We start from the raw sequence: 18,719 nt of genomic DNA, 5'->3' as shown, positions 1-18,719 counted from the left end.
GATCAATGCCGGGCGCTGCCATTATCCAAAAGGCAATTTTCAGGCTGCCTTGGCCTTCTTTGCCTCGAGCTTACGACGGATATCGGGCGGTGTTGCCTCCAGGGCAAGGCTTTCGATCGCCGAATCCAGCGACATCGATGTCTGCTCCTGGCTGCCGAGGCGGCGGATATTGACCGTGCGCTCCTCGGCTTCCTTCTTGCCGCAGACGATGATGACGGGAACTTTCGTAACGGAATGTTCGCGGATCTTGTAATTGATCTTCTCGTTACGGAAGTCGGTCTCGACATGCAGTCCGGCGTCGCGCAGCGCCTCGGCCACTTCCTGGCCGTAGCCGTCAGCTTCCGAGGTGATCGTCGCGACGACGACCTGCAGCGGCGAAACCCACAGCGGCAGATGGCCGGCGAAGTTCTCGATCAGGATGCCGAGGAAGCGCTCCATCGAGCCGCAGATGGCGCGATGGATCATCACGGGTTGGGTCTTTTCCGAATTGCTGTCGATGTAGAAGGCGCCGAAGCGTTCCGGCAGGTTGAAGTCGACCTGCGTCGTGCCGCACTGCCATTCGCGGCCGATCGCGTCCTTCAGCGTATATTCGAACTTCGGCCCGTAGAAAGCGCCCTCGCCCGGCAGGATGCCGGTCTTGATGCGTCCCTCGGACTGCGCCTCGATCGTCTTCAGCACATCGGTCATGACGGCTTCCGCCCGATCCCAGAGTGCATCGGTGCCGACGCGCTTGTCCGGACGGGTGGAGAGCTTCACAACGATTTCCTTGAAGCCGAAGTCTTCATAAACCGAGAGGATCAGGTCGTTGATCTTCAAGCATTCGGCTGCCATCTGCTCGTCGGTGCAGAAGATGTGCGCGTCGTCCTGCGTGAAGCCGCGCACGCGCATCAGCCCGTGCAGTGCGCCCGAGGGCTCGTAGCGATGCACAAGGCCGAATTCGGCGAGACGGATCGGCAGCTCGCGATAGGATTTCAGGCCATGCTTGAAGATCTGCACGTGACCGGGGCAGTTCATCGGCTTCAGCGCAAAGACGCGGTTATCCGCTTCCTTGTCTTCGGGATGCGTCATGGCATGGGCCGATTTCACGGCGAACATGTTTTCCTGATACCAGCCCCAGTGACCCGAGGTTTCCCAGAGTGCGGTGTCGAGCACCTGCGGCGCGTTGACCTCTTGATAGTCGACGGCGAGCCGACGACGCATGTAGGAGACGAGCGACTGGAAGATGCGCCAGCCCTTGCCATGCCAGAAGACGACGCCCGGGCCTTCTTCCTGGAAATGGAACAGGTCCATTTCGCGGCCGAGCTTGCGGTGGTCGCGCTTTTCGGCTTCCGCCAGCATATGCAAGTAATTGTCGAGATCGGCCTGGTCAGCCCATGCCGTGCCGTAGATACGCGAGAGCATGGCGTTGTTGCTGTCGCCGCGCCAATAGGCGCCGGCAACCTTCATCAGCTTGAAGGCGGTGCCGACCTGGCCGGTGGAGGCCATGTGCGGGCCACGGCAAAGGTCGAACCATTCGCCCTGATTGTAGATCTTCAGATCCTGCCCTTCGGGAATCGCATCGACGAGCTCGACCTTGTACTGTTCGCCCTTTGCGGCAAAAACTTCCTTGGCCTTCTCGCGCGACCAGATCTGCTTGGTGAAGGGCGCATTGCGGGCAATGATCTCCTTCATCTTCTTTTCGATCTTGGGCAGATCGTCGGGCGTGAAAGGCTCGTTCTTGGCAAAGTCGTAATAGAAGCCGTTCTCGATCACGGGGCCGATCGTCACCTGCGTGCCAGGCCACAGTTCCTGTACGGCTTCTGCCATCACGTGTGCGGCATCATGCCGGATGAGTTCCAGCGCGCGGCCATCCTTGCGCGTGATGATCTCGATCTTGCCGTCGGTGACGGCATCGGAAAGGTCTTGCACGGTGCCGTCGATCGCAATCGCGACAGCGCTCTTGGCGAGCGACTTGGAAATGGATTCGGCAACATCCTTGCCGGTCGCGTCAGCCGGGAAGCTGCGCACCGAACCATCGGGAAATGTCAGGGAAACGGATTGGGACATTCAAATTCTCCTTGTCCAGTCCCGCCAACGAATGCGGGTGGTTGAAACGGAAGCGTCATCCACCGGGAATGCCGCTGCCGCCTGATACTGATATTTGGTGTCTGAGTAAAGGAGAAGCGAGCCTAGAGGACCATATCGAAAAGGCCGCGCACTGTGTTCCAGTTGCGCATCGTTCCCACGCCCATGCGCTTGGTCGTGAGCGCCGATAGCAGCTTCGATTGGCTCGGCTTGCCGTGGAAATCGATCCAGAGATCGCAACCGACAAGCTTCATCCGCTGCCCTTCGGCAAGGAGCGGCTTCAGCGCTTCCACCTTGTCCGGGTCGATCGGCAGCCGGTTGACGCGCACGATCACCTGGTCGCCAGCGCCGTCCTTGAAGGGATTGGCGCTGCAGAGCGCCATCCAGGTGCAGTCGCTGCGCACGATGATATCGACATGTTTGCCGAACTTTTCTTCAAAAGCCTCCTCCAACTGCTCTTCGACTTCGTGCGGCCGCATTTCATCTGCCTCGAATACGAGGTTGCCTGTGGAGACCAGCGTGCGCGGTTCACGATAGCCCAGCTCTTCGGCAAGCTTTCGCAGATCTTCCATGATCACGCGCCGCTCGGAGGTCAGGACGATGCTGTGCAGAAGTGCGATGAAGGTACACACCTTATGCCTCCTTCCGCCCGAGCCCGAAATAGCGCCACGGCGTAAACCAGCGGAAACGGGATTCGAGGTTGTCAGGTACCGGATCGAGCCCACTTGTGCCGCCCGGACCGCACCGGCCGACGCGGAAGAGCGTCATCCAGCCGCCGGCCCAGAGCCCATGGCGGGCGACGGCCTCATAGCCATATTCGGAGCAGGTCGGGATATGCCGGCAGGAATTGCCGACGAAGCCGGAGAGCGTCAGCTGATAGAGGCGGATGAGCCCCATGCCGAAAAGCCGGTCAGGCGTCTTGCGGAACGGACCTTGGTAGTTGCGCGAAAATCTCTGCAGCGGTCGGGCGCGAGGCTTCGGCGCGGCGGCACCGCCCTCGTCTTCCTCTTCCTCACGCAGCAGACAGAATTCGCACATAGCTTACGCCTCGACGGTTTCAGCGCGTTTTGCCTCTATCTGGCCGATAGCATCGACGACGGCATCGAAGGTCAGCATGGTGGAGGCATGACGCGCCTTGTAATCACGCACGGGAAGGAGATAGCGCATGTCGGCGAACCGTCCATCGGGCCCCTCGCCATCCGCTTTCAGCATGGCGAGCATATCCTCGCGCGCCTTGCGCACTTCGCCTGATGTCGCGCCGACAACATGCCGGGCCATGATCGAGGAAGAGGCCTGGCCGAGGGCGCAGGCCCTCACGTCATGCGAAAAGGCGCTGATCCTATCGCCATCCATTTTCAGCCAGATGCGCACTTTCGAGCCGCAGAGCCTGGAATGCGCCTGGGCGCTCGCATCCGCATCGTCAAGCGTGCCGGTCAGAGGAATATTGCCGGCAAATTCGAGGATTTTGCTGTTATAGATGTCATCCATGACGGATTTGGCTCCAAAAACGCCTAAAAGCGACGCTAATTCCTATGTGATTGTCATGTAAACAAAAAACACACAGTCAAACGACAGCATACTTACATACCAGGGTCGTCTTCCTATATGTATGTCGTTCGAGGGCCATTGAAATGCAATGGGCCCGGATAAGTTTGATTGGGAAACCGTGCCGGAAGGGTTCGAGAAAGCGAGCCTGGAAAGCCCCGGAGCCTGCCAAAGGTGCAAGAATTCCCGCTTGGGGTACCAGTGGCTAGTCCGAATAAGGTCCGCGTTGCGGACCAGGAGACCATTGAATATGGACGCCATCGTCAAGAATTTTCCGCAGACCGCCCGTGAATCCGATCGCCCCTCCCAGCAGGAGGCAGAGGACGCTGTTCGTGTCCTGCTGCGCTGGGCTGGCGACGATCCGTCGCGTGAGGGCCTGCTGGATACGCCTGCCCGCGTCGCCAAGTCTTATCGCGAGCTCTTCGCCGGTTACGAGATGAGCCCGGAAGACGTGCTCGGCCGGACCTTCGAGGAGGTTGCCGGTTATGACGACATGGTGCTGGTGAAGGACATTCCCTTCTTCTCTCACTGCGAACATCACATGGTGCCGATCATCGGCAAGGCGCATGTCGCCTATATGCCGGATGGACGCGTTCTCGGCCTGTCCAAGATCGCCCGCGTCGTCGAAATCTACGGCCGCCGCCTGCAGACGCAGGAAACGATGACCTCGCAGATCGCCAAGGCCATCGATGAAACGCTGCGCCCGCGCGGTGTCGCCGTTATGATCGAGGCCGAACATATGTGCATGGCCATGCGCGGCGTGCAGAAGCAGGGTTCGACCACATTGACGACAACCTTTACTGGAACGTTCAAGACTGAACCGGCCGATCAGGTCCGATTCATGACAATGGTAAGGGGCCGCTGAGATCAGCTCCCTCAGGAGGGCCGCGATGAGTGAACTGATTTTCAATCAGCCGTCGGACGATAAATCCGAGCTGGAGGATGCTGGCGATTTCACGCCGCGCTTCGACGATCGCGGTCTGATCACGGCCATTGTCACCGATGCCGGTGACGGCGAACTGCTAATGGTCGCCCATATGAATGCGCAGGCCCTGGCGCTAACCATCCAGACCGGCTTCGCCCACTATTTCAGCCGCTCGCGCGGCAAGCTCTGGAAGAAGGGCGAGACCTCGGGCAATCTCCAGACCGTCAAGGAAATCCGCACCGACTGCGATCAGGACGCCATCTGGCTGAAGGTCGAGGTCGCCGGCCATGACGCGACCTGTCACACGGGCCGCCGCTCCTGCTTCTACCGCACCGTCACCCTGGAAGATGGAAAGCCCATGCTGACCATCGTCGATGACGACCTGCATTTCGATCCCAAGGACATTTACGGAAAATAGGCCAAATATCCCGGCCACCTGCTCCTTATTGCGACGCCGGTCGTCTCTATATACAATTTGGAAAGGGTTCGGGGCGGTTAATAGGAACCCAGTGTTCTGCCGGGAGGAAGGAACGCCATGTTGGGCTGGAGTATGAATTGTCAAAGCTCCGATGGGGGCGGTTCCGGCTTGGCGGTGCGTGACGATACGCCCGTTTCTCCTGTGCTCGCGGTTCCCGAAAAGAAAGCAAAGCTTGCCCTAGCGCTTGGCGGCGGCGCCGCTCGAGGCTGGGCGCATATCGGCGTGCTGCGTGCGCTCGATGAGGCCCGCATCGAGATCGGCATGATCGCTGGCACCTCGATCGGCGCGCTTGTTGGTGGCTGCTATCTCGCCGGCAAGCTGGATGAGCTGGAAGGTTTCGCTCGTTCGCTCACCATGCGCCGCATCGCAAGCCTGCTCGACCTGACGATCGGCGGCTCCGGCCTCTTCGGTGGCATGCGGCTGACCAAACGCATGCAAGAACATCTGGAAGGACTGACGATCGAGGATCTCGACCGGCCCTTTGTCGCCGTCGCGGCAGAGGTCAACACCGGGCACGAAGTCTGGATCGCCAATGGTTCGCTGATCACGGCGATCCGCGCATCCTACGCCCTGCCCGGCATTTTCGAGCCGGTGCGCAGCAATAACCGCACATTGGTCGATGGCGCGCTCGTCAATCCCGTGCCGGTTTCCGTCTGCCGAAGCTACGAGCAGCCGCTCGTCGTCGCCGTCAACCTCAACTATGATCTCTACGGCCGTTCCGCCGTCGTTCGCCACAATGCCAGCCTCTCGCCTGCCGAAGTGCAGCAGCAGAGGGATGCGCCCTATGCCGCCAGGATGGGCATGACCGGCGTCATGGTGCAGGCCTTCAACATCATTCAGGATCGTATCGCGCGAGCGCGCCTTGCCGGCGATCCGCCCGATATCTCGCTGCAGCCGCGCCTGTCGGACATCGGCCTGTCGGAATTCCATCGTGCGGGTGAAGCCATCGAGCGTGGCTATGAGGAAGCCCGGGCAAGGCTGCCCGAGCTGCAGCGTATGCAGGAACTCTACGCCAGGCACCCCTGACGCCCAAGCAATTCCAGCAAAAGTGTGCAGCGATTTTGCGTCCGGAATTGCGTAGAATAAAGAGTCACTCAGCTTGCAATATAAGCCTTGATCTCTTCGGCCTCGCGCTCGACCTCGGCGATGCGCGACTTCACGACGTCACCGATCGAAATGATGCCGGCAAGCTTGCCGTTGGCTTCCACGGGAACGTGGCGGAAACGCTTGCTGGTCATCAGCTCCATGAGCTCGTTGACCGAGGTCTGCTCGTTGCAGCGGAGGACCTTCGAGGTCATGACGGAAGAAAGCGTCTGATCGAGCCCGTCCTTGCCGGACTTGGCGATGACATGCACGAGATCGCGCTCGGTGAACATGCCGGAAATCTTGTTTTCCATGCCGACGACGACGATCGCGCCGATCTTCTTTTTGCTCAGAATCGCAGCCGCTTCCGCAACCGTGGTATTCGGTCCGGTGGTGACGACGTCACGACCCTTCAGATCGAGTATTGCCTTGACGGAACTGGCCATTTGTACCTCCCATGGCGAAAGTGAAACACTTGTCGGGAACACAGGCTCCGCGGTGGTTTCTCCTCCCATCGCGGATTGATCAATGGTGCACTGCTTGGGTCAGGATTGCAACTCGTCGTCGGGGTGGGGCACGGGTTCTTCAGGCAGTTTCCGGTCGAAGAGAACGAAAAGGAAGAAGCCGAAGACGAAACCGCCGATATGCGCATCCCAGGCAATCTCCTGGCTGCCGTCGCCGACGAGCGGGATGCCGACGGCGATCAGCGCGTTGCCGACCAGCCATAAGAGCGTGAAGATGATCACCGTGCGGCTCTGCATCGCCTGCAGCACCGACAGTCGCGGATTGAGGTGCGCGGGGCGGACCATTTGGCGCCCGGACGGGAACGCAAAGCGGCAGGCCGCGCCCATGAGGCCCGAGACCACACCCGATGCCCCGATGAGCAGCCCTTCGCTGCCCCAGTTCAGGGCCGCATGCAGGGCCGCCGAGGCGACAGAGGAAAGAATCCAGAAGATGATAAAGCGGAACGCGCCGATGCGGCGCACGACTGGCGCGCCGAAGGCCATCAGCCACAAGCCGTTGAAGACGATATGCTCGATGCTTCCGTGTAGCAGCGAATAGGTGACCGGCGTCCAGTAGAGCTGCGGGCCCTGCTCTGCAAGCGAAACGGCATAGCGCAGCGGAATGAAGCCGAAGTTGAACAGGAACCATTGAAACCAATCGTCCGGTAAAGCCGATTGCACGACGAAGATCAGGACCAATAGCAGCAGCGTGGCAAGCAGCGCCGGCGGAAGATTGAATACCGGCTGGCGCGGCGGCCGGGCCGGCGGTTCGGGCTGCGAAGGCTGGAATGCCTGGTCAGGCCCGGACGTCTGTTCGTTCATGCTCTCATCGCCTCGTTGCAGGCCACAGCCATACAGGAGCCGACATCAAAAAAAAGCCGTCCGGATTTGACCGGACGGCTTGCCTGGGTTCCCCGAAGGATGCCCCCTCCCCTGGCAGTCTTGTGCAGAACTTCACTGTTCGAAGTGATGGAGAGACGGTCTCATGACAGGCCCTGGCACTCAAGCAAAACCCTTTCTTAACCTTAACTCGCCGGATTTGGCATGAAATCCGCAAGGTAGAAGGTGAAGGGGCGAAAACCGCGCCCCAATGAACCGAAATGAGACACTGCCATGCGCCTTCAGATCACGATCGACATATTCGACTACTGGAATGCACTGCGCGGCGGGCGGGATGCTCCGCTGAAATCGCAGATCGAGCCCGGCGCGATCCCTCATCTCCTGTCGAGCCTCTTCATCTTGGAGACGGCGGCAGACCGGCATATCCGCTTCCGCCTCGCCGGCACGAAGATCTGCGATCTCTTCGGTCGCGATCTGCGCGGCGAGCGTTTCTCCGCCCTTTGGGCCAACGGCCAACACGAGGATATCGAAAGGACGGCACAGGGCGTCATGGCTCACGCCATTCCAACGCTTTTCAACGCGACGGGCTACAGCACCGCCGGCCATCATGCGGCCTTCGAGATCATCATGATGCCGCTGCGTTCGCCCGAAGGCGGCTGCGACCGGCTGCTTGGCGCCATTGCGCCTGCCGCCGCTGCTAGCTGGCTGGAGATCGTGCCGCTGGAGCTTCTCGCCCTCGATCGCAGCCGGTTGCTGCATGACAAGTTTGGCCGCACGGCCGAGGCCGAACCGCGTCGCCCTGTCGAGGTCGCCGCCGAAAAACAGGCCACGTTCGGCCGGACCATGCTGCGCGCCATGTCGCATTTCCTGCATGGGGCAGCCGCTCGCTGACCGTTCCATTTTGGGTCGCCGCCTATAGTACTTTAGGGTTATGCGGCGGCTCGTTCCACAACCTTCTGTTAAGGGATTGCAGGTAAGGATTGGGCTCAGCGATTTCATAAAGAAGCCCTTTGATGCACTCGTTCCAGCCCGCTCAGACGCACCGGCCTGCGCCGCGCCCAGAACAGGGAGTGTTCCAGCGCGTGCCCATCAATATGCAGGGCCGGCTGATGCTTGCGAACTACGAGGAATTCGAGTGCATGGTGATCGATATGTCGCCCGGCGACATGTATGTCACCTGCGCTGGCCGCCCGCGCGCCAATGAACGCATCGTCGCCTACATCGACCATCTCGGCCGCGTCGAAGGTCATGTACAGACCGTCGATATGCGCGGCTTCACCATGTCGATCAACGCCACCGAGCGCAAGCGCGAGAAGCTCGCGGCCCAGCTCACCTGGCTTGCCAACAAACACGAGCTCGGCCTGCCGGAAGATCGCCGTCATGATCGTCTGACCCCGCGCGAGACCAAGACCGACCTCACGCTCGAAGACGGCACGCGCTACACCTGCCGCATCATGGACCTTTCGCTCTCGGGCGCTGCCGTCGATTGCGAAGTGCGCCCGCCGCTCGGCACGCCTGTTCGCCTCGGCAACATGCGCGGCCGCGTCGTTCGCCACTTCTCGGAGGGTGTTGCGATCGAGTTCCTGTCGGTCCAGTCGCGTGAGACGTTGCGCGAATTTCTCTAAAGCAATTCCAACAAAAGTGGGCCCGTGGTGTTGTGTCCGGAATTGCGTAAAACAAGAAACCAATTCCAGCAAAAGTGCGCTGCGGTTTTACGCCCGTTTTTCTGTCCTAACCTGCGAGAGGTAGGACTGACAATTTCCGTGTTGGGTTGAATAATCTCCTGCATCTCGTGTGGCAGATGCCATAGAATGCCGCCGCTCTTGTCATTTATCCGTCACAGACTTGAAGGATACAGCGCGGCTCAACAAGCGGCGCGGTCATGTCATTCCTGTTTCCGGAAATCGAACCCTATGAACACGGCCTGCTCGATACAGGCTACGGCAACCTTATCTATTGGGAGGCCTGCGGCAATCCGGTGGGCAAGCCGGCGCTTGTCCTGCACGGTGTGGACCAGGCTCCGGCTGCTCCACCGCTGCGCGCCGCTATTTCGACCCGTCCGTTTACCGCATCATCCTTTTCGATCAGCGCAATTGCGGGCGCAGCCTGCCGAACGCTGCCTATGTTGCGACTGACCTCTCCCGCAACACGACCGCTCATCTCATCGAGGATATAGAGAGGCTGCGCAGCCTCTTTAGCGTGGAAAAGTGGATCATCTTCGGCAATTCCTGGGGTTCGACGCTGGCGCTCGCCTATGCGCAATCCCATCCGGATCAAGTCAACGGCATCGTCATTGCAGGCGTCACCACGACACGGCGTTCCGAGATCGACTGGCTCTATCGCGGCATGGCGCCGCTTTTCCCCGAGGAATGGCACCGTTTCGGCGAGGCGCTGCCACTGGAGCTTCGCGACATCGACAGGGTGAGCGCCTACCATCAGCTGCTCAACGATCCCGAAGAACAGGTGCGGCTGAAAGCGGCGCGCGACTGGCATGAATGGGAAGCGGCGACGATCCTTCTTGCCGATCCCACCGGTCTGCCTCGGCGCTGGTCCGATCCGTGCTATCTTCTGACGCGCGCCCGGATCATCACCCACTATTTCCGCGAAGGCGCCTGGCTCGAAGACGGTATCCTACTGAAGAATGCCGATCGCCTCGCCGGCATACCCGGCATCCTCATCCACGGACGCTTCGATATAGAAGCGCCACTTGTCACCGCCTGGGAACTTGCCCGGGCATGGCCGGGTGCCGAGCTCATCGTGCTGCCAAAGGCGGCCCATTCTACTGCAAATGCCGATATTGCCGCCGCGATCGTCGCTGCGACGAACAGATTCCGCGATCTCTGACGAAATTATTTTTGAGGCGGAAAATCGGGAGGTAAGGCAGAATCGGCTTTCTGCATGGCGATTCCGCCTGTTTATAGGCTTCAATCGGATCTCCGACCGCCGCCGTCCCCACTGCAAGCTTGTCGCGGAAATTTATCCGGCTTATTGAAATCGTTAACAGCCTGTCCGTTTTTCGGGCATTTCCCGCCCGAAAGCCTTTTTCCCAATCCGTCAATTTTAATCGAATTCGAGACGAATGCGCTTTTAATTTTAAGCGTATTCGATGTGGATTTGAATCAAGTTAGATGCGTTTTTGAATCAACTAAGCCATTAATTTGATTGCGTAATTTTGCGTGGGATAAAAACGTCCATGTCATTGTCGTCCTCATAACGGGGAGACGATAATGTCAATTCGAAATCTACTGAAGAGCGGCCTTCTGGCGGTTGGCGTAACGGTGGCAATGACGGGCGCAGGACAAGCATCACCCGCCAGCATGACACTTGCAGGGAATGCTAGCCCGCCCATTGGGCACTATGAGTTCTGCCAGGCCAATCCGAGTGAATGCGCCTATGCCGGCGGCGATGCCGGCCCGGCAATCCTGACCGAGGATCGCTGGAAGGAAATCCTCAAAGTGAACTACACCGTCAACTCCACCATCCAGCCGATGACGGACAAGGAAATCTACGGTGTCGAGGAGCGCTGGGCCTATCCGCGCACCGTCGGCGACTGCGAGGATTTCGCGCTGCTGAAGCGCAAGATGCTGATCGATGCCGGCTTCTCTCCATCAGATACGCTGATAACCGTCGTGCTGCAGCCGAATGGCGAGGGCCATGCGGTGCTGACGGTGCGTACGGATCACGGCGACTTCATTCTCGACAATATGCGCAACAAGGTGCTGCTGTGGTCGGATACCGAATACACCTACCTGAAGCGCCAGTCCGCCGATGATCCGGCCCGCTGGACGAAGCTGCAGGACGGCCGCGCCGTCGCTGTCGGTAGCGTGAAGTAACAGGCATACCGGCCCCGGTCAGTCCCCGCATCCCCGTCCCGACCGGCGCCCAGAGCCGTTCCCGCTGTCCCGGGAACGGCTCGCTTCTTTTGTGGCACTTCCTTTTGGTTGAGTTAACGGCCCGTTAACTCCCGCCGCTCCATGTTCATCGGCAAATTCTTCACCGGCACCGACGACTCGCGTTTTTCTTACGGCGGCCCGATATCCGAGGACGACGATGAGCAATTCCGCCGTGGGTCACCCTGGTGAGCAGCCCCTTCTTTCGACCCGCTTCCTGGTTCGCGTCACGGCGACGATTGCTGTCCTGGCGCTGCTGACGGTTGCGATCAGCGTTGCTGGCCGCTGGTTCGGCCGTCACATCTCGCTTGCCGGCAATACTGAAAGCAATGCCGGGATCACGCTCACCATCGGCCTCGACACGGTCGGCCTGCCTGCCAACACGATTCGCTTCCCCAGCGAACGCCATGATGGCGCGGCCGAACGGGTCGATCTCTATCTCACCTGGCCGGAAATGCAGGGCTACAGCAAGGAAACGCGCCAGCGTTTCGACGACGTTGCCCAATCGGCAGGCTTGATTTTCCTGCAGATCACCCAAGGCACGATGTCGCGGGACATGTCTGGCAGGCTGGAGCCGATTTATTCGCACCTGATGGACGGCGCCTCTGAAACCTTTGCGCATGGCCTGACGCTGCACCGCCTGCGAGCCGATGCCGGCTACAACGGCGAGGTTCTGTTGACCGCGCCGCGCGAAGGAAGCGCCGATTATGTCGTGCGCTGCGTCCTGCCCTCGTCTGCGGAAATGGCAACCAGCGGCGATTGTCAGCGCGATATCAAGGTCGGCAAGGATTTAAGTGTGCTCTACCGGTTCTCGAGCCGCCATTTGGCCGACTGGGACCATATTGATGCCGCGATCAGGACTTTTGTGGAAAGCCGGCTTGTGAGCCGGTCTGCAACACTCCGCTAAAATCCCCGCAAATGTCTGAAGAAACGATTCATCATAAACGGATTGGTAACGCTGAACCGGTAGTTTTCCAAGACAGCCGGTTGCGCAGTAGGGGGCGCGTGACCCGCCGAACATCCAAAATGCAAGCGAAGAGTGGAATAGTGTCAAGGTCAATTTCCTCCGTATCATCGCCGCGGTCTGCCAGTTTCCTCGCAAAGGTGCTGGCGATCCTTTCGATGGCTGTCGCGATCGTCGCGGTCGACTCGGTCAATGCCGAAGCGGAAGCTGCAAATCCGAAATATGCCGGTATCGTCGTCGATGCCCGGACGGGGAATGTTCTCTACAGCGAGAATGCCGACCGTCTGCAATATCCGGCGTCGCTCACGAAGATGATGACGCTTTACATGACATTCGAGGCGCTCGAGCAGGGTCGCATCCGCCTCGATACGCCTGTCCCCTTCTCCGCTCATGCCGCCGCCCAGGCGCCGACCAAGCTTGGTGTGCGCGCCGGCGGCACGATCACCGTTGAACAGGGTATCCTCGGCCTTGTGACGCTGTCTGCCAATGATGCTGCGACCGCCCTCGGCGAAATGCTCGGCGGTTCGGAAGATCGTTTCGCCCAGATGATGACAGCCAAGGCCCACGCGCTCGGCATGACACGCACGACCTATCGCAATGCCAACGGCCTGCCGAACACCGCGCAGATGACGACGGCCCGCGATCAGGCCCGCCTCGGCATCGCCCTTCGCCAGCATTTCCCGCAATATTACGGCTATTTCAACACGCGCGCCTTCAAGTTCGGCAATCGCGTGATCCGCAGCCATAACCGCCTCGTCGGCTCCGTGCGTGGCGTCGATGGCATCAAGACTGGCTACACCCGCGCCGCCGGCTTCAATCTTGTCAGTTCCTTACAGGCTGATGGCAAGTCGATCGTCGGCGTGGTTCTCGGCGGTGCATCCACCCCTGCTCGCGACTCGCAGATGCGCAATCTGCTCGCGACCTACATGCCGAAGGCTTCCACTAGCGGCGGCGCGCTTGTCGCCCAGTCGAAGCCGATGCCCGAGATGATCGAAACACCCGCTCCGGTTTCCCCTGCCAAGGTTGCCCAGGTGGCTGAAAAGAAAGCGATCACGGCCAATCAGCCGCCGGTCACGGCAGCCGCTGCCGATCTCGGCCTGCCGCACAAGGGTCCGCTTCCGGACAGCCGTTATCAGACGGCAAGCACCGAAGTTGCCTACGCGGAAACCGCCGCACCCAAGACAGATAATCCCCTGCTGACGCAGCCGATGCCGTCTCCGACCAAGGTCAAGACCGTGCCGATCAAGCAGCAGCAGGAACAGGCTTCCGTCGCCGTGCCGACGCCGGCACCTGCCTATATACCGCCGGAACAGGGCGACACTTCCGTCGACGAGTTGACGACAGCCTCCACCAAGGTTGCCCCGGCAAAGGAAGTTGCCGCCAAGGAAGTGCCGCAGCCATCCGGCTGGGTCGTCCAGATCGGCGTCTCCTCTAGCCGTGAAATGGCGATGGATCTTCTGGCAAACGCCAAGGCCAAGGGCGGTAAGGCGCTGAGTTCCGCCAAGCCCTTCGCCGTCGCCTATGCCAATGACGGCGATCAAATCTACCGCGCCCGCTTCGGCGGCTTTGATGGCCAGCGTGATGCGGTCAACGCCTGCAAGGCCCTCAAGAAGGCCGGCGTCAAGTGCTGGGCGGCTGCTCAATGAGATATCCGGCGCCGCCTATGACTGATTTGGCGGCGCTCCTGCCTGCCGGCTGCGGTGTTCGCGCCGCCGGCAGTCGATCCTAGTTCGATTTGTATTGCGTACGAGGAAGATGATGTCGATCAACGAGAATATTCCAAATGCGCCTGCGGGGCGCCGGGCGGTCAACAAGGGCCGTTCCGGCCTGCATCCGCTGCACGAAGCAGCGCTGCGTCTTGCCGAAATCGGCCTGCAGCGCCCAAGAGCGAAGTCGCCGAAGACCCGTGATCTCATCAACCTGCTGCTGTGCCACGGTGCGCGCGCCTGGCGCTACTCGCAGCCGGAGGCGCATATCCACCTGCACATCACGTCGCCCGATGGCAATTCGCCGGTCGTGCTGCGTTTGCGCTGAGGCGTCAAAGCAATTCCAGCAGTGCGCAGCGGTTTTGCGTAAAAACAAACGGCTTTAAAGCAGTCCGAGTTCCGACAGCTCGCGGCGAAGATCTGCTGGCATTTCGGCAATACCGGCGCCGAGACTGTGGAGATCGCGCGGCACATCCTCATCAGGATAATAACGCCAGCCCTGGAAGGCCCGCTTTGGCTGCACCGAGGTTTCGATCACCTCAGGACCGAGCACCAGATGGCAGCGGCCGATCCCCTCACCGTCGGTGAATGTCTGGATATCGAGGATCTTCTGGCGGGCTTGTACCTGCCCCTTGATCACCCAATAGAGCGAGCCACCGTCGAGCAGTTCTTCCACCCGCTTCGGTACCATGCGGGTCGTATGGACCGAATGCGGTTCCAGTCCAGCGGCGATGGCGCGCAACGACCGTTCGGCCACCCATTCGCGCAGGTCTTCGATCGAGTCGCAGCCGACGCAGAGCTTGATGAGATTTAGTGCCATGCTGCCGTTGAAATCCTTTTGACCGGCAGCGTCAAGAAGGAAGCAACGGGCGTCCACAAACTCAGCATTCTACGACGTTGACGGCAAGGCCCCCAGTCGAGGTTTCCTTGTACTTCTCGCTCATATCGTAACCCGTCTGGCGCATCGTCTCGATGCAGGCGTCGAGCGGCACGAAATGCTGGCCATCGCCCTTCACTGCGAGGGATGCGGCCGTGACCGCCTTCACCGCACCCAGCGCATTGCGCTCGATGCAGGGAACCTGCACCAGACCGGCAATCGGATCGCAGGTCATGCCGAGATGGTGTTCGAGCGCGATTTCCGCGGCATTTTCGATCTGGGCCGGCGTGCCGCCCATGACAGCTGCGAGGCCGGCTGCTGCCATGGCGGCAGCCGAGCCGACCTCGCCCTGACAGCCCACTTCCGCGCCCGAGATCGACGCATTGTGCTTGATGATGCCGCCGATCGCCGCTGCGGTCAGCAGATAGTCGTGGATGCCGTTCCGGTCCCAGTCCTCATGGAAATGCTCGTAGTAGCGGATCGTCGCGGGAATGACGCCTGCCGCGCCATTGGTCGGCGCGGTCACGACGCGTCCGCCGGCAGCATTCTCCTCGTTGACCGCCATCGCGTACACGCTCAGCCAGTCGTTGGCGAGCAGCGGGTTGACGCGGTTGCTGCGCCATTCTTCCTGCAGCTTGTCGTGAATATGCTTGGCCCGGCGTTTGACGTTCAGGCCGCCGGGCATAATACCCTCGACCTTGAGCCCGCGCTCGATACAGGAGCGCATTGCTTCCCAGATGCGGTCGAGGCCGGAATCCAGCTCCTCGCGGCTGCGCTGGCTTTCCTCATTGGCGCGCTTCATCTGCGCAATCGACAGGCCGGAACGTTCTGCCATTTCCAGCATCTGCTTGGCACTGGCGAAAGGGTAAGGCACCTTGTAATTGCCTTGCGAGGCCTTCTTGCGCGCCCGCATCTGCTCCAGCTCCGTATCAGTAACGACGAAGCCGCCGCCGACGGAATAATAGATGCGCTTGACGAGAAGCCGACCGTCTTTGTCATAGGCGGAGAAGCTCATGCCGTTGGCGTGACCTGGCAGCGGCTGCTTCTTGTCGAAGATCAGGTCCGTTTTCGGCTGGAACTGGTAGGCTGGATGCCCCTCGGGCGTGATCCGGCCACTCTTTTCCACCCCATTGATGATCGCATCCATGCGGTCGGGGTCAACCTTGTCGGGCGCCTCGCCCATCAGGCCCAAAATGACCGCCCTGCCCGTTCCATGGCCGATCCCTGTGTGGGCGAGCGAACCGTGCAGGCTCACCTTGATGGCGGCCACCTGCGCGCCGGTGGAAGGGCGCGGCCATTCGTTGGACAGGATGAGCTCAAGGAACCGGTTGGCAGCCGTCATCGGCCCCATCGTATGCGAGCTCGACGGCCCGACACCGATCTTGAACACATCGAATACCGAAAGAAACATGGAAGCGCCTTTTAAATTTCACGATGCAGACTATGCGAGCCCGGTTCCGCATCCGCGTGGCGGACCGACATCGCCTTGAACCGGTGCGACATCCGGCCGGACACTAGTTCGAAGCGCCCCATCTTGCTAGTCATTCTCATCTTTGCCGGTCATTGCAGCAATCGCATGCATATGTAGAGTGGCCACGTTTGATGCGGGAAATGAATCACTGATGATGACGACGGCGGATTATATCGCGCTTGCCTTCTTTATCTTTATCTGGATGGGCTATTCGTGGCTGTTGCACGGCCAGACCTTCTTCGGGCGCACCAGCCTGACCCATGCCATGGCAGAGCGGCGCCGTGAATGGATATATAATTCCCTGCGCCGCGATTTGAAGATGATCGACACCCAGATCATGGCCGGGCTGCAAAATGGCACTGCCTTTTTTGCTTCCACATCCATTTTCGCGATCGGCAGCTGCTTCGCCTTGCTCGGCGCCACGGAAAAGGTGGATGCGGTCTTCGCCGACCTGCCTTTCGTCTTCCACAGCGGCCACGCCGTCTTCGAAATGAAGGTCGGCGGCCTTGCAGCCCTTTTCGGCTACGCTTTCTTCAAGTTCGGCTGGTCCTACCGCCTCTTCAACTATTGCACCATTCTCTTCGGCGGCATTCCGATGGTGCATGATACGGAGAAGGATATCATTGCCGCCGAGCGGGCGGCGGAGCGTGTCATCCGCATGAACGTCATCGCCGGCAGCCATTTCAACGAGGGTCTCAGGGCGATCTTCCTGTCGATCGGCTATCTCGGCTGGTTCATTAATCCCTATGTTTTTATGGGTACGACATCAATGGTGGTTTTCGTCCTCACCCGCCGGCAATTCTTTTCGGAAGCGCGCCTCGCCATCATGGACGCAAACTCGCCACCAAATCTCCACCTTTCTCCTGTTCAGCGCACGAAGCCGTCAGCGAGTGACGGTGATGAGCTGTCCGAGGGATTGTGAATGATAGTGCCGGCAACGGAAGCAGCGGCTGACGCAAAACCGCCACGTATAGGCCTTGTGGATACAGCGCGGGGCGCGGCGCTCATTGCCATGGCCACTTACCATTTCAGCTGGGATCTGGAGTTCATGGGCTACCTTACGCCCGGAACGGCCGAGAGCGGCTGGCTGAAGATCTATGCCCGGGCGATCGCCACCACCTTCCTCTTCATTGTCGGTGTCAGCCTTGTGCTTTCCAGCCGGCCGGACATCCGCTGGCCTTCCTTCTGGAAACGTTTCGCCATGATCGCCGGCGCGGCCGTGGTGATATCGGCAGCGACAGCCTATTTCGTGCCCGGCGGATGGATCTATTTCGGCATCCTGCATTCCATCGCGGTTTTGAGCCTGATCGGCGTGGTCTTCCTGCGCCTGCCCTTGCCCGTGACCCTGCTCGTCTCGCTGGCGCTGTTCGTCGCCTGGATCGCCGATGCCTTCGTCATGCCCGGCGTGCTGGATTCGCACCTGTTCGACCCGAAATATCTGGCCTGGCTCGGCTTTGCGGCCACGCCGGACCGGTCGAACGATTTTGTGCCGCTCTTCCCCTGGGCAACGCCCTTCTTCCTCGGCATGAGCCTCGCGCGTCTTTCCTTCCGCACGAGCCTGCCGCAGAAGCTGGCATCATTGGGCACGGGTGGAACATGGCTCGCGCGCCTCGGCCGCCACAGCCTAGCCTTCTACCTCATCCACCAACCGGTGCTGATCGCCATCGCCTATGGCCTGACCTTCATCGTCGCGCCGCCAAAGCCCGATCCGGCCGCGACCTATCTGCGCCAATGCAACACGTCCTGCACGGTCGAACAGGGCGCAGCGCTCTGCCGCAGCTTCTGCCAGTGCACGCTCGATCAGCTGCAGGCGCAGCAACTCTTCACGCCGTTCCAGGCCGGCGAGGTCAAGGCGGATGATGAGCGGATTATGGCGCTTGCCAGCCAGTGCAGCGCCGAAATAGAGCCCGTGCCGCAGACGCAGCCCGAGCCCCAACAGTGATCAGGTGGTGACGCCGATCTCGGCGAGGCGGCCGAGGCAGGCCTCCTCGATATTATCGAGCTCAGTGATCGTCTCGTCGATATCCTTGCGCTTCTGGCGCAGGTCTTCGCGCTTTTCGTCCACGCGCTTCATCAGAAGCTTAAGCTGGCCGAGCTCGCCCGGCGGCTCCTTGTAGACCTGAATGATTTCACGGATTTCGGCAATGGTGAAACCAATGCGCCGGCCGCGCAGGATTTCCTGAATGAGGCGCCGGTCGGCAGGCCGGAACAACCGCGTGCGTCCGCGGCGCTCCGGATGGATCAAACCTTCGTCTTCATAGAAGCGAAGCGTGCGCGTCGACACTCCGAATTCGCGCGTCAGCTCCGTTATGGTATAATACTTGTTCACTAGCATCTCTTCCCCGTCATCGATCCGGCATAATATTGACTTTT

Annotated in this window: 20 protein-coding genes and 1 pseudogene; 12 read left to right on the top strand and 9 right to left on the bottom strand. The window is 60.2% G+C overall.

Annotated features, from left to right (window positions below):
- Positions 1-39: 39 nt before the first annotated feature.
- The 4 genes from thrS to ACR9ZQ_RS15735 all read right to left on the bottom strand — a co-directional run bounded on the left by thrS (position 40) and on the right by ACR9ZQ_RS15735 (position 3,552).
- Positions 40-2,046 (bottom strand): threonine--tRNA ligase, encoded by a 2,007-nt coding sequence (gene thrS, locus ACR9ZQ_RS15750; protein ID WP_481428250.1) that lies wholly within the window; start codon positions 2,044-2,046, stop codon positions 40-42.
- 122 nt (positions 2,047-2,168) lie between these two features.
- A complete protein-coding gene (locus ACR9ZQ_RS15745) occupies positions 2,169-2,696 on the bottom strand; it encodes a DUF1697 domain-containing protein (RefSeq protein ID WP_310388119.1) in 528 nt (175 codons plus the stop codon).
- A 1-nt stretch (position 2,697) separates the two neighbouring features.
- The gene (yidD, locus tag ACR9ZQ_RS15740) at positions 2,698-3,102 is read right to left on the bottom strand and encodes a membrane protein insertion efficiency factor YidD (RefSeq protein WP_310388121.1); all 405 of its coding nucleotides are present in this window, start codon (positions 3,100-3,102) and stop codon (positions 2,698-2,700) included.
- 3 nt (positions 3,103-3,105) lie between these two features.
- Positions 3,106-3,552, bottom strand: coding sequence for an iron-sulfur cluster assembly scaffold protein (locus ACR9ZQ_RS15735; RefSeq protein ID WP_037102481.1), 447 nt, complete (start codon positions 3,550-3,552; stop codon positions 3,106-3,108).
- A 307-nt stretch (positions 3,553-3,859) separates the two neighbouring features.
- Between ACR9ZQ_RS15735 and folE the strand changes: the two genes are divergently transcribed.
- From folE to ACR9ZQ_RS15720, 3 genes are all read left to right on the top strand, one after another.
- Positions 3,860-4,474 carry a GTP cyclohydrolase I FolE gene (folE, locus tag ACR9ZQ_RS15730; RefSeq protein ID WP_037102484.1) on the top strand — a complete coding sequence of 205 codons (615 nt, stop codon included), beginning with the start codon at positions 3,860-3,862 and terminating at the stop codon, positions 4,472-4,474.
- A gap of 25 nt (positions 4,475-4,499) precedes the next feature.
- A complete protein-coding gene (gene hisI, locus ACR9ZQ_RS15725) occupies positions 4,500-4,952 on the top strand; it encodes a phosphoribosyl-AMP cyclohydrolase (RefSeq protein ID WP_113323439.1) in 453 nt (150 codons plus the stop codon).
- 117 nt (positions 4,953-5,069) lie between these two features.
- Positions 5,070-6,038 (top strand): patatin-like phospholipase family protein, encoded by a 969-nt coding sequence (locus tag ACR9ZQ_RS15720; RefSeq protein ID WP_481428249.1) that lies wholly within the window; start codon positions 5,070-5,072, stop codon positions 6,036-6,038.
- Between the two features lie 68 nt (positions 6,039-6,106).
- Here the strand turns inward: ACR9ZQ_RS15720 and ACR9ZQ_RS15715 are convergent, their stop codons facing one another.
- Both ACR9ZQ_RS15715 and ACR9ZQ_RS15710 read right to left on the bottom strand, forming a co-directional pair.
- Positions 6,107-6,541 carry a CBS domain-containing protein gene (locus ACR9ZQ_RS15715; protein ID WP_481428248.1) on the bottom strand — a complete coding sequence of 145 codons (435 nt, stop codon included), beginning with the start codon at positions 6,539-6,541 and terminating at the stop codon, positions 6,107-6,109.
- A 99-nt stretch (positions 6,542-6,640) separates the two neighbouring features.
- Positions 6,641-7,420, bottom strand: coding sequence for a rhomboid family intramembrane serine protease (locus tag ACR9ZQ_RS15710; protein ID WP_481428247.1), 780 nt, complete (start codon positions 7,418-7,420; stop codon positions 6,641-6,643).
- 291 nt (positions 7,421-7,711) lie between these two features.
- Between ACR9ZQ_RS15710 and ACR9ZQ_RS15705 the strand changes: the two genes are divergently transcribed.
- From ACR9ZQ_RS15705 to ACR9ZQ_RS15675, 7 genes and pseudogenes are all read left to right on the top strand, one after another.
- Entirely contained in the window at positions 7,712-8,329 is a 618-nt protein-coding gene (locus ACR9ZQ_RS15705; protein ID WP_481428246.1) for a PAS domain-containing protein, read from the top strand.
- A 122-nt stretch (positions 8,330-8,451) separates the two neighbouring features.
- On the top strand, positions 8,452-9,063 hold the full coding sequence (locus ACR9ZQ_RS15700) for a PilZ domain-containing protein (protein ID WP_007816614.1): 612 nt from the start codon (positions 8,452-8,454) through the stop codon (positions 9,061-9,063).
- Between the two features lie 257 nt (positions 9,064-9,320).
- Positions 9,321-10,282 (top strand): annotated as a pseudogene (pip, locus tag ACR9ZQ_RS15695) (prolyl aminopeptidase).
- A gap of 383 nt (positions 10,283-10,665) precedes the next feature.
- Entirely contained in the window at positions 10,666-11,271 is a 606-nt protein-coding gene (locus tag ACR9ZQ_RS15690) for a transglutaminase-like cysteine peptidase (RefSeq protein WP_481428245.1), read from the top strand.
- A gap of 217 nt (positions 11,272-11,488) precedes the next feature.
- Positions 11,489-12,235, top strand: coding sequence for a hypothetical protein (locus ACR9ZQ_RS15685; RefSeq protein WP_481428244.1), 747 nt, complete (start codon positions 11,489-11,491; stop codon positions 12,233-12,235).
- 119 nt (positions 12,236-12,354) lie between these two features.
- Positions 12,355-13,938: a serine hydrolase gene (locus ACR9ZQ_RS15680; protein WP_481428243.1), complete on the top strand. Its 1,584-nt coding sequence runs from the start codon at positions 12,355-12,357 to the stop codon at positions 13,936-13,938.
- A 112-nt stretch (positions 13,939-14,050) separates the two neighbouring features.
- Complete coding sequence (locus ACR9ZQ_RS15675; protein WP_310388317.1) at positions 14,051-14,326, top strand: hypothetical protein; 276 nt, start codon at positions 14,051-14,053, stop codon at positions 14,324-14,326.
- 54 nt (positions 14,327-14,380) lie between these two features.
- On the opposite strand, the gene ACR9ZQ_RS15670 is transcribed toward ACR9ZQ_RS15675, so the two are convergent.
- Together ACR9ZQ_RS15670 and ACR9ZQ_RS15665 are read right to left on the bottom strand one after the other, a co-directional pair.
- On the bottom strand, positions 14,381-14,818 hold the full coding sequence (locus tag ACR9ZQ_RS15670) for a DUF1489 family protein (RefSeq protein ID WP_310388143.1): 438 nt from the start codon (positions 14,816-14,818) through the stop codon (positions 14,381-14,383).
- A gap of 61 nt (positions 14,819-14,879) precedes the next feature.
- Positions 14,880-16,286, bottom strand: a complete 1,407-nt coding sequence (locus ACR9ZQ_RS15665; RefSeq protein WP_113323429.1) for an L-serine ammonia-lyase — start codon at positions 16,284-16,286, stop codon at positions 14,880-14,882.
- A 214-nt stretch (positions 16,287-16,500) separates the two neighbouring features.
- Between ACR9ZQ_RS15665 and ACR9ZQ_RS15660 the strand changes: the two genes are divergently transcribed.
- Entirely contained in the window at positions 16,501-17,268 is a 768-nt protein-coding gene (locus ACR9ZQ_RS15660; RefSeq protein ID WP_310388319.1) for a DUF599 domain-containing protein, read from the top strand.
- Positions 17,269-18,288 (top strand): heparan-alpha-glucosaminide N-acetyltransferase, encoded by a 1,020-nt coding sequence (locus ACR9ZQ_RS15655; protein ID WP_481428242.1) that lies wholly within the window; start codon positions 17,269-17,271, stop codon positions 18,286-18,288. It begins immediately after the preceding gene.
- Here ACR9ZQ_RS15655 and ACR9ZQ_RS15650 read toward each other — a convergent pair whose 3' ends face one another.
- Complete coding sequence (locus ACR9ZQ_RS15650) at positions 18,289-18,681, bottom strand: MerR family transcriptional regulator (protein ID WP_007826104.1); 393 nt, start codon at positions 18,679-18,681, stop codon at positions 18,289-18,291.
- Positions 18,682-18,719: the final 38 nt, after the last annotated feature.

This window comes from Rhizobium sp. KNZ14-9A (assembly GCF_056755015.1).
This window is presented reverse-complemented; position numbering and strand designations above follow the sequence as displayed.

Coding starts and splice junctions, on each gene's coding strand:
- ACR9ZQ_RS15670 (WP_310388143.1), bottom strand. CDS start 14,818: ATGGCACTAAATCTCATCAAGCTCTGCGTCGGCTGCGACTCGATCGAA.
- ACR9ZQ_RS15650 (WP_007826104.1), bottom strand. CDS start 18,681: ATGCTAGTGAACAAGTATTATACCATAACGGAGCTGACGCGCGAATTC.
- ACR9ZQ_RS15715 (WP_481428248.1), bottom strand. CDS start 6,541: ATGGCCAGTTCCGTCAAGGCAATACTCGATCTGAAGGGTCGTGACGTC.
- ACR9ZQ_RS15655 (WP_481428242.1), top strand. CDS start 17,269: ATGATAGTGCCGGCAACGGAAGCAGCGGCTGACGCAAAACCGCCACGT.
- ACR9ZQ_RS15690 (WP_481428245.1), top strand. CDS start 10,666: ATGTCAATTCGAAATCTACTGAAGAGCGGCCTTCTGGCGGTTGGCGTA.
- ACR9ZQ_RS15720 (WP_481428249.1), top strand. CDS start 5,070: ATGTTGGGCTGGAGTATGAATTGTCAAAGCTCCGATGGGGGCGGTTCC.
- ACR9ZQ_RS15685 (WP_481428244.1), top strand. CDS start 11,489: ATGAGCAATTCCGCCGTGGGTCACCCTGGTGAGCAGCCCCTTCTTTCG.
- folE (WP_037102484.1), top strand. CDS start 3,860: ATGGACGCCATCGTCAAGAATTTTCCGCAGACCGCCCGTGAATCCGAT.
- ACR9ZQ_RS15665 (WP_113323429.1), bottom strand. CDS start 16,286: ATGTTTCTTTCGGTATTCGATGTGTTCAAGATCGGTGTCGGGCCGTCG.
- thrS (WP_481428250.1), bottom strand. CDS start 2,046: ATGTCCCAATCCGTTTCCCTGACATTTCCCGATGGTTCGGTGCGCAGC.
- ACR9ZQ_RS15675 (WP_310388317.1), top strand. CDS start 14,051: ATGTCGATCAACGAGAATATTCCAAATGCGCCTGCGGGGCGCCGGGCG.
- yidD (WP_310388121.1), bottom strand. CDS start 3,102: ATGTGCGAATTCTGTCTGCTGCGTGAGGAAGAGGAAGACGAGGGCGGT.
- ACR9ZQ_RS15660 (WP_310388319.1), top strand. CDS start 16,501: ATGACGACGGCGGATTATATCGCGCTTGCCTTCTTTATCTTTATCTGG.
- hisI (WP_113323439.1), top strand. CDS start 4,500: ATGAGTGAACTGATTTTCAATCAGCCGTCGGACGATAAATCCGAGCTG.
- ACR9ZQ_RS15680 (WP_481428243.1), top strand. CDS start 12,355: ATGCAAGCGAAGAGTGGAATAGTGTCAAGGTCAATTTCCTCCGTATCA.
- ACR9ZQ_RS15705 (WP_481428246.1), top strand. CDS start 7,712: ATGCGCCTTCAGATCACGATCGACATATTCGACTACTGGAATGCACTG.
- ACR9ZQ_RS15700 (WP_007816614.1), top strand. CDS start 8,452: ATGCACTCGTTCCAGCCCGCTCAGACGCACCGGCCTGCGCCGCGCCCA.
- ACR9ZQ_RS15735 (WP_037102481.1), bottom strand. CDS start 3,552: ATGGATGACATCTATAACAGCAAAATCCTCGAATTTGCCGGCAATATT.
- ACR9ZQ_RS15710 (WP_481428247.1), bottom strand. CDS start 7,420: ATGAACGAACAGACGTCCGGGCCTGACCAGGCATTCCAGCCTTCGCAG.